Here is a 9,696-nt window from a genome sequence, read left to right as displayed (position 1 = left end):
ATTGTGCCACCGATGCGGCGCACACCGGGTTTACGCGGATGGTCGGCCGTCCTGCCGCTGCCGATAAGCCGGGTCAGGCAGTCTGCGCAACGGGGCAGTTGGACGAGCGCAACGGTTTGAGCAGGGTTCATATACCCCGATGGACGGACGGTTTGCGACGTGACACCATTTTGACCTCACGCGGCCGCACACCGCGTCGTCCGCCCTGCGGGCCACACATACAACAGACCAAACAATCGCCGGGCGCTCGACCATGCCCGGCCCCCGGCTCCGGAGATCCGTCATGAAGAAGCACGTCATTTTTGCCGCCGCGCTGGCCGCTTTCGCCGCGCCGGTCTTCGCCCAGAACAGCGTGACGCTGTACGGTGTGATCGACGAGGGCTTCAATTACACGAACAACGTGAACGTCAATGGGGTCGGAAAATCGAATTACCAGCTCGCGAGCGGCTATGCGCAAGGCAGCCGCTGGGGCCTGAGGGGCAGCGAGGATCTCGGCGGCGGGCTGAAGGCGATCTTCACGCTGGAAAACGGTTTTGACGTGAACAACGGCCGGCTTGGCCAGGGCGGCCGCATGTTCGGCCGCCAGGCGTTCGTCGGGCTGAGCGAGTCGCGCTTCGGCACGCTGACCTTCGGCCGCCAGTACGATTCGGTCGTCGACTATCTCGCGCCGCTCACGGCCAACGGCAACTGGGGCGGCACGCTGTTCTCGCACCCGTTCGACAACGACAACACGGACAACTCGTTCCGCGTCAACAACACGGTCAAGTACGCGAGCGCCGACTGGAACGGCCTGACGTTCGGCGGCACGTACAGCTTCAGCAACAGCACCGGCTTCTCGAACAACCGTCAATACAGCCTCGGCGCGCAGTATTCGCTCGCCGGGCTGCAGGTCGCGGCTGCGTACCTGCAGGCGAACAATCCGGGCGTCGGCAGCGCGGGTGCGATCTCGGCGGACGATGCGAACTTCGTCGCCGACCGCCTGCGGATCTTCGGCGGCGGCGTCAACTACACGTTCGGCCCGGCCACGGTCGGCTTCGTCTACACGAAGACGGACGTGAAGAACCCGGTGTCGACCGTCTACCTGCCGGCAGCGACGTTCGCCGGCCTCGGGCTGACCGCGACGAAGTTCCAGAACTTCGAGATCAACGGCAAGTACCAGCTCACGCCCGATTTCTATCTCGGCGCGCAGTACGTGTACACGGACGGCAAGTTCGATGCCGCCGCCGGGTCGTTCAAGCCGAAATACCACACCGTTGGGCTGATGGCCGACTACAGCCTGTCGAAGCGCACCGACGTCTACCTGCAGGGCGCCTGGCAGAAGGTTGCCGGCGACAAGACGGGCACGGCGGCCGACGGCGGCTACGTGGTCGGCACGGATGGCCCGTCGGCGTCGTCGAACCAGTTCGCGGTGCGCGCCGCGATCCGCCACAAGTTCTGATCGGGTGGGCGGTGCCGAGGCCGAGCGCCTCGGCGCCGGCTGTCGTCAGTCTGCCCGGGGTGTGCCCCCGAGCGTTTCCGCGAGCCAGTCGACGAAGATCCGCACGCGCGGCGCGAGATGCCGGCCGGTCGGAAACACGACCGACACGGGCAGCGGCTCCGCATTCCATTCCGGCAGCACCTCGACCAGCGAGCCATCGGCAAGCAGCGGCCCGAGCCCTTCGCGCGGTGCCTGGATCAGCCCGAGGCCCGCAAGACAGCACGCGAGATAGGCCTGCGAGCTGTTGACTGCCACGACGCTGCGCATCTTGACCGCGTGCAGCTGGCCCGAATCCATGTCCGCATATTCCCAGTCCAGCTCGCGGCCCGTACGGCTCGAGAAATAGCCGACCGCGACGTGGTCCGGCAGCTCGTCCGGCGAGCGCGGCGTGCCGTGCCGCGCGAGATACGCGGGCGCCGCGCAGTTGATCTGCGCGAGTTCGCCGATGCGCCGCGCGACGAGCGACGTGTCGGACATCGTGCCGACCCGCACCGCGCAGTCGATGCCGTCGGCGACCAGATCGACGAAGCGGTCGGTCGTGCCGATCACGACACGCAGGTCGGGGTAGCGCGCGTGGAAACCCGGTAGCGCCGGAATCACCTGGTTCAGCGCGAAGCGCTCGGGCAGGTCGACGCGGATCGCGCCGCGCGGCATCGTGCCGGCGTCCTCGAACAGCGTTTCCGCATCGTCGAGATCGGCCAGCAGCCGCATGCAGCGTTCGTAATAGGTCGCGCCCTCGGCCGTCAGCGCGACGCGCCGCGTCGTGCGCTGCAGCAGGCGGGTCTTCAGGTGCTTTTCCAGATACTGGACGGCGTTGCTGACCGTCGGGCGCGGCAATTGCAGTTGCTCGGCCGCCTTCGTGAAGCTGCCGAGATGGGCGACGCGCGCGAAGATGCGCATTGCTTGCAGATGATCCATGCGGGGCGAGTGCTTGGGTGGAGGGGAGCAGGCTCCATTGTTAATCAGCGTCGAATGGTTTGGTTGAGTGTTTCGCGTTTATCGCGCATCGCGATGCGTCCAGAATCCGGCCTGTTCATTCATCACTCAAGGAAACGGACATGGATACGCGTGAACTGGGCCGTACGGGCCCGTGGGTGTCGGCACTCGCGCTCGGCTGCATGGGGATGTCGGACTTCTACGGACCGGCCGACCGCGACGAAAGCATCGCGACCCTGCATGCGGCCCTCGACCACGGCATCACGATGCTCGACACCGGCGATTTCTACGGCATGGGCGACAACGAGATGCTGATCCGCGATGCGCTGCGCGGCCGGGCACGCGACCAGGTGCTGATCAGCGTGAAATTCGGCGCGCTGCGCGATCCGGCCGGCGGGTTTGCCGGCTACGACGCACGGCCGGTGGCGATCCGCAACTTCGTCGCGTACTCGCTGAAGCGGCTCGGTACCGACTACATCGACATCTACCGGCCGGCGCGCGTCGATCCGGCGGTGCCGATCGAGGAGACGATCGGCGCGATCGCCGATCTCGTGAAGGCCGGGTACGTGCGCCATATCGGCCTGTCGGAAGCCGGCGTCGACACGATCCGCCGCGCGGCGGCCGTCGCGCCGATCGCCGACCTGCAGATCGAGTATTCGCTGCTGTCGCGCGGGATCGAGGCCGGGATCCTGCCCGCGTGCCGCGAACTCGGGATCGGCGTGACGGCCTACGGCGTGCTGTCGCGCGGGCTGCTCGGCGGACGCTGGAGCACGGCGCGGCAGGGCGAGCGTGATTTCCGCGCGGCGAGCCCACGCTTCCAGGGCGAGAACCTCGCGCACAACCTCGTGCTCGTCGACGCGCTGCGCGCCATCGCCGACGAGAAGGGCAGCAATCCGGCGCAGGTCGCGATCGCGTGGGTGCTATCGCGCGGCGGCGATATCGTGCCGTTGATCGGCGCGCGCAAGCGCACGCAGCTTCAGGACGCGTTGCAAGCCGCTGAGATGCAACTAACGGTCAATGACATCGCTCGCATCGAAGCGGCGGTTCCCGCCGGGGCGGCTGCCGGTGAGCGTTATCCGGCCGCACAGATGGCGCACCTCGACAGCGAGCAGGGGCGGGGGGCATCTCACGGGGACTGATCGCTCCGGATCGGCTTGGGTTTCGGAACAGGCACGGGTTCGGCCCGGATTCGGGTGCCGGGGCGGGGTTCGGCAACGCCGATGGCGGGGCATGCCCCGGCTGCCTTGACCCGGCGGCGCGTGTTCCGCCGGCCCGTGGCGCGACAGCACGTCGGCACAATCGCGCCGCCGCTCCGTCCGGCAAGCCCTAGCCAGCCTCAGGCAAAGCCAGATGGCGGGCGGCGCGATCGGGGTTCACTATCGGCGCCGTACTCAACCGGACGGAATGCCTTCATGCACATTCAGACGCTGACGATCATCGCGGTGGTTTTCCTGCTGGCCGGCGCGGTCAAGGGCATGATCGGGCTCGGCCTGCCGACGATCGCAATGGGGCTGCTGACGCTCGCGATGCCGCCGTCGGCCGCGGCGAGCCTGCTGCTCGTGCCGTCGTTCATCACCAATGTGTGGCAGTTGTGGCTCGGCCCGTCGTTCGGGCCGTTGCTGCGCCGGCTGTGGCCGCTGCTTGCCGGCCTGACGATCGGCACGCTGACGGGCGGGCTGCCCGCGCTCGCGGCCGGCAGCACCTGGACGCATGCGGCACTCGGCGTGGTGCTGATCCTCTACGGGCTGTGGGGGCTGGCCGCCGCGCGGCTGCCTGCGCCGGGCCGCCATGAAAAATGGCTGTCGGCCGTGGTCGGCTACCTGACGGGTGTCGTGACGGCCGCGACCGGCGTGTTCGTCGTGCCGGCCGTGCCGTACCTGCAGGCGCTGCGGCTGTCGAAGGACGACCTGATCCAGGCGCTCGGGCTGTCGTTCACCGCATCGACGATCGTGCTCGGCCTGCAGTTGCGCGTGACGGGTGCGCTGGAGACGGTCGATCTCGGCGTGTCGGCGCTTGCGCTCGTGCCGGCGCTGGCGGGTATGGCCGGCGGGCAATATGCGCGGCGCGTGATGAGCGAGAAGGCGTTCAAGCGCTGCTTCTTCGTCGGGCTGATCGCGCTCGGCGCGTATATGGCGGCGTCGGGGTGGCTTTGAACGGGCATCGCCGACGCGCGTGATGCCCGCCGCCCACCGTCCGTGACGCTCCTGAAGCCGGTTTCAACGACAACCGGCTTCAGGAGCATTCACGGAACGTGGGTCACACCGCTCAGGCCGGGTCGGCGTACTTCAGCGTCCACCCGAACGTGCGGGTCGCACCCGCGCCGAGTGCAAACGGCTTCGTCGTGCACGCGAAGTTCGAATGCAACTGGCCGATCGGCGTCGTCGACAGCGGGTTCGTCGTGCCGTTCACCGTGTCGAAGGCGGACAGCGCGCAGGTGTCGAACCCGGACGCCGCGTAGCCGGTCGCGGCGCTGTTTGCGTACGTGACCGACACGCCGTCGCCATTGGCTTGCGTCGACGCGAAATCCGCGAACGACGTGAAGTCCGTTTCGACCGACAGGTTGCCGGTGAGCGTGCCCGTGCTCAGCGTATCGCTGCGGGCGATCGAACCATGCGCGAACGTCAGCACCGTATGCACCTGCAGGTCGAGATCCGTCGTGTATGCCGCGTTCTTCGACGCGAGCCGGAACTTCGTGGTATCGAATGACACGATCACCTGCCCGTTGCTTTGCTGGACGCTCAGGTTCTTGTAGTACGTGACGGGCATGTAGGTCTTCCCGTTGTACGACACCTGCGGCACCAGCAGCGCGTAGCCGAGATCGGTCGTGCCGTAGATCAGCTTGTCGGAGAACGGCACCGGGTAGTACGGCGTGTACGAGTTGTAGTCGGGCGCCTGGCTGAGGTTCAGGTTGATCACGCGCCGGCCGTCGCGCACGGTGACGAGCGCCGCACTGTACGGATGCGCGGTGTCGCCGGGCTGGTTGTACCAGGTGAGCGTGTAGCGCGGCAGCGCGTCGAGCCATGCGTTGTAGTCCGCATCCGCCATCGGCGCCTGGCCGCCGAAGCCGAGCTTGTTCCACCACGCGTTCACGTACAGGTACTGGTGCAGCAGGCTGAAGTTCTCGCCCATCACGCGCGGCTTGCCGCGATACGCGTCCGTGCCGCGCCCCTTGACCCACATGTTCACCGACGGCGTCGGCAGCGACGGGTCGTACCAGTACGTGTCGAACCGATGCGCGGCCTGGTAGATGAACGCATACGCAACCTGCTTCTCCTGGTCGGTCAGCACGCCGGCATTGGCCGCGGCCGTCAGCACTTCCATGAACGCCGAATCGCCGTACGGGCCGATCGAGCGACCGTAGTTGAAGCCCTGGCCGTTCGCGTTCAGCTGCGGCAGGATCAGGTCGACCGACTTGCGCAGGTAGCCCTTCAGCTCGGGCGTGAGGTTCGCTTCGTTGCCCATCTCGAACGTGCGCTCGGTCACTTCGCCGATCAGCAGCGTGCTGTAGCGGTCGAAGCGTGCCTGGTCGTAGTAGGTCGTGTGCGTGTTCGATGCTTCGTCCGAGAACCCGCCCGACGAGTCGTTGCGGATATGGTTCGTGAGCGTGTACAGCAGCGCGTCGCGCGCGCCCATCGTCGCGACCGACGGATCGGTCTTCGATGCAAACGACGGGCTGCTCCAGCCGAGCTTCTGGCGCAGCCCGGCAATGCCGTAGGACACCGCATAGTAGTTCTGCGCGGTGTTGAGCGACGCGATGTCGATCGGCGTGCCGGCCGCGGGGCAGGTATTGGTCTTGCCGCTTGCATCGGGACCGAACATGTCGCAGAAGGTGAGCCGCTGCTGCAGCGTCGCGAGCATCGCGTCGCTGAAGACTTCGTTGAGCATCCCGTGCGCTTTCAGGTTGTTCAGCGCGACGAGGTAGTAGTACTCGCCCCAGGACGTATTCGCATACGTGTAGTTGCTGCCCGACTGCGCCATCATCGCGGTCGTGATCGTCTGGTAGGTCGCGAGGTAGCTCGCGTATTGCGGATCGTTCTTCGACTTCATGTCGATCAGGATGTACGACAGACCGAGCGCGAGCTTGCCCGGCAGGAATTTGTCGCCGGTGTTCGTGTCGAGCACGTGGACCGGCGTGCCGTCGCCGAGATCCATCACCACCTGGGTGAAGTCGGACGATTTCCGGATCAGGTCGAACAGTGCGCGCATCTGGCCCATCATCGTGACCGGAATGTTCGTGCCGGCCGGCACGCTGGTGTCGGGCGCGCCGTAGACGAGCGCCTGCAGCGAGTTGGCCGCGAGCGACGGTGTCGTGGACGGGGGCGGCGAAGACGATGGCGGCGTATCGGTCACGTCGTTGCCGCCGCATGCGCTGACGAACAGGACGGAAAGGGCGCTGAGCGCGGCGCCGAGCGCGAATCTGCTGCGCGGATGCATTGTGTCTCCAGTTTTGAATAGTGATGAAGGACGGGCGGGTGTGGCCGTCGCCGCGCTCGATGCCCGTACCTGGCCGCCGCCTTGAACCCTGATCCCTGAAGGCAAACGGCCTGAATTACCAATCGAGCGGGCAAGCGTTCTCCCTGCACGGGCCGTGACCGGCGTCGCGCGGATGTATTGGAAAACGTTTTCCAAATTTAGGCAGCGATCGGCATGATGTCAATGAACTTTCACGTCTGGCGGGGCGGGAAAAACCCGGATGGTGGGAAGAAGGGAGGGGGGCGAGATCCGAATATCTCGTGAATTAGCGGAATTTCTTATGAGGCGCAGCGCGGGAAGTCGATGCGGAAGCGACTGGCCGAAGGACTTTTCGGCGACGCAGGTTCACCAATATTTAAGAGAAAACGTTATCCATAAGGTTCGCAGTGAAGTCGACGGTCATCGGCGCGCCGGCGCATCGGCCAGCGGGGTCGCGACGATGTGCCAGTTACCTGTGCGCGCCGCTGCGAACAGCAGTGTCCTAGAGGGCTTGCCCATGACGGTCGTCCCGGTCAGTCGCGCGCGGCAGCTTCAGCGCGTCGAGTATCCGGCATTCGACGGTCGACCAGTCGCGGTCGCCGTTTTCGATCGACAGCTTGTCGAGCGGCAGTTGATCGAACAGTGCGTCGGTCAGTCGACGGTAGTCGCGGTACAGCGCGATCAGCCCGTCGAGACCGGTGAACCCGCGCCGCACGCAGTACGGCGCGGCCAGTTTCCAGCGAGTCTGATAGGCGACCCAGTCGTCGCCGCGTTCGGCGCAGACCGTGCGGATGGCTGCGTCGATGTCGCGCTGCCAGAAGTAGATGACGAGCGGCGCGAGCGGGGCGATCGTGCGGGCGAGTTCGCGCACGTACCTCTCGATCAGTGGCGGGGCGCCTTCCATCAGGAGCAGGTGGGTCAGGTCGCCGTGAAAGAGTTGCCCGTCCAGCACGGTGATCGTGTCGCTGCGTAGCCCGTCGGCGGCGAACGCTGCCCATCGCGCGAGCGCGCGCCCGGCAAGTTGCGCGGCCGTCGCATCGCGCCACGGCTCGAACCAGTGTTCGAGTTCGTCAGTGGCCCGCACGGGATGAGGGTCCGTCCGTTCGTGAATCGCCACGGCGTCGCGCCCGGCCGCCATCAGGTGCTTCGCGATGAAGCGCATCGCGGTCGACTTGCCGGACCCCATCATGCCCTCGACGATCACCAGCCGGCGAGCAGGAAGGGCGGGCGAATCGTGGGTGGCGGGCATCATGTCGGAGCGGATGGATGCATCGGTACGGCAGGTTACCGCGCCCCCGCTTCCCCCGACAGGAACGCGACGAATTCGCGCGTGTACTTCGGCAGCGCGTCGAACGACCGCGCGCACAGTTTCAGCCGACGGTGGCTCCACGGATCGGACAGCTCGACGAGCCGCACATCCATCGTCTGCATCGCGCGCTCGGCCGCGTGGCGCGACACGATGCCGATGCCCACGCCGCTGGCGATCATGCGGCAGATCGCATCGAAGCTCTTCAGTTGCACGCGATAGCGGATCCGCTTGCCGAGCGCGCGCGCCTGGTCGGCGAGATGCACCTGCAGTGCGCTGCCGTCGGTGAGGCCGATGAAGTCGGCATCGGCGATCGCGTCGAACGCGACGGTGTCCTGTGCCGCGAGCGGATGGGTGGCCGGCACGACGACGATCAGCCAGTCCTCGCGGAACGGCTTCTGTTCGAGCCCGCCGAGCCCGACCGAATCGGCGACGATGCCGACCTCGGCCGTCTTGTTGCGGATCGCATGCACGATCTCCTGGCTCGAGCGCTCCTCGACGCTGATCGACAGCTTCGGATGATGCGGCAGGTAGTCGGCGAGCGCGTCGGGCAGGTATTCGCTCAGCGACGCCGTGTTGCACAGCAGCCGGATATGCCCGCGCAGCCCCTGCCCGTATTGCTGCAGTTCGCCGCGCATGTGGTCGATCTGCTGCAGCACGGTGCGCGCGTGGTGTTCGAGCGCGCGGCCGGCATCGGTTGCCTGCGCGCCCGACTTGGTCCGGTGCAGCAGCGGCACGCCGAGTTCGTCCTCCATGCCGCGGATGCGCTCGCTCGCGGCCTGCAGCGTGATGTGGGTCCGCTCGGCGCCGCTCGTGATCGTGCCGGCCTCGCAGATGTTCAGGAAGAGCCGCAGGTCGGTCAGGTCAAAGCGCATGATGAGTGGGGGCGATCATGTTGGAATGGCCGATAAGTTAGCAGGGAATCCCGGCCGGGGTCTCAGGCGCAGCCTGAGGCTCGATTCGCCGGTTCCGCATTTTCGGGGCGCGATCGATGGCGGATCATGGCCGCACATCAACCGGGGAGCCTGTCATGCAGATCGATCCGTCGTGGGGCGTGTCGTTCAAGATTGCGATGCACGTGCTGTTCCTGTGCATCGGCATCGCGTGGGCCTGTTCCGAACTCGCCACATGGTTGCGTTGAACGTCGCGGCAGGGGCGTGCCGCCGCGGGCGGCTGTCGCCGCTTCGCATCTATTGAAACAAATCCGTCATAGTTTCTCGAGACGAAAATTCTTCCGCTTTCCTGCAAAAAGACCATCAAGTTTTTCTGGATCGGACCGTATTACCGGTAACGCATGCCGGCCGGCATCCGGTTCGTGATCGTTTGTCATCATTGTTTGCATCCGGTTACACGTCGGCCGTTCCGTTTTTGAGATGCTTGAAAGATTGTCAAACCGGAGTCGGATCGTCCATGAAAACGCGCGAGATTCACCGTCACGCGGCGTGGCTGCCGGGCCTGGCCGCCGTGCTCGTCATGGCCGGTTGTGCAGGCACGCAGTCCGTCCCGCCGAGCGACACGCAGGCGG

At 66.2% G+C, this 9,696-nt stretch carries 7 protein-coding genes and 1 pseudogene; 4 read left to right on the top strand and 4 right to left on the bottom strand.

What is annotated here, in order from left to right:
* Positions 1–283: 283 nt before the first annotated feature.
* Entirely contained in the window at positions 284–1,438 is a 1,155-nt protein-coding gene (locus tag JYJ84_RS19925) for a porin (RefSeq protein ID WP_175219850.1), read from the top strand.
* A gap of 45 nt (positions 1,439–1,483) precedes the next feature.
* On the opposite strand, the gene JYJ84_RS19920 is transcribed toward JYJ84_RS19925, so the two are convergent.
* Positions 1,484–2,395 (bottom strand): LysR family transcriptional regulator, encoded by a 912-nt coding sequence (locus JYJ84_RS19920; protein ID WP_122947343.1) that lies wholly within the window; start codon positions 2,393–2,395, stop codon positions 1,484–1,486.
* Positions 2,396–2,535: 140 nt separating this feature from the next.
* On the opposite strand from JYJ84_RS19920, the gene JYJ84_RS19915 reads away from it, so the two are divergent.
* Together JYJ84_RS19915 and JYJ84_RS19910 are read left to right on the top strand one after the other, a co-directional pair.
* Entirely contained in the window at positions 2,536–3,552 is a 1,017-nt protein-coding gene (locus JYJ84_RS19915; protein ID WP_175219848.1) for an aldo/keto reductase, read from the top strand.
* Positions 3,553–3,825: 273 nt separating this feature from the next.
* Entirely contained in the window at positions 3,826–4,566 is a 741-nt protein-coding gene (locus JYJ84_RS19910; RefSeq protein WP_174956207.1) for a sulfite exporter TauE/SafE family protein, read from the top strand.
* 112 nt (positions 4,567–4,678) lie between these two features.
* On the opposite strand, the gene JYJ84_RS19905 is transcribed toward JYJ84_RS19910, so the two are convergent.
* The 3 genes from JYJ84_RS19905 to JYJ84_RS19895 form a co-directional block, all read right to left on the bottom strand.
* Positions 4,679–6,847 (bottom strand): hypothetical protein, encoded by a 2,169-nt coding sequence (locus JYJ84_RS19905; protein ID WP_175219846.1) that lies wholly within the window; start codon positions 6,845–6,847, stop codon positions 4,679–4,681.
* 520 nt (positions 6,848–7,367) lie between these two features.
* A complete protein-coding gene (locus JYJ84_RS19900) occupies positions 7,368–8,117 on the bottom strand; it encodes a hypothetical protein (protein WP_236027438.1) in 750 nt (249 codons plus the stop codon).
* A gap of 32 nt (positions 8,118–8,149) precedes the next feature.
* Positions 8,150–9,046 carry a LysR substrate-binding domain-containing protein gene (locus tag JYJ84_RS19895; protein WP_174956205.1) on the bottom strand — a complete coding sequence of 299 codons (897 nt, stop codon included), beginning with the start codon at positions 9,044–9,046 and terminating at the stop codon, positions 8,150–8,152.
* Between the two features lie 535 nt (positions 9,047–9,581).
* On the opposite strand from JYJ84_RS19895, the pseudogene JYJ84_RS37880 reads away from it, so the two are divergent.
* Positions 9,582–9,696 (top strand): annotated as a pseudogene (locus JYJ84_RS37880) (peptidase); the annotation flags it as partial.

Origin of the sequence: Burkholderia sp. LMG 13014 (assembly GCF_905232215.1) — a bacterium.
In the GTDB taxonomy this organism is placed as follows: Bacteria; Pseudomonadota; Gammaproteobacteria; order Burkholderiales; family Burkholderiaceae; genus Burkholderia.
This window is presented reverse-complemented; position numbering and strand designations above follow the sequence as displayed.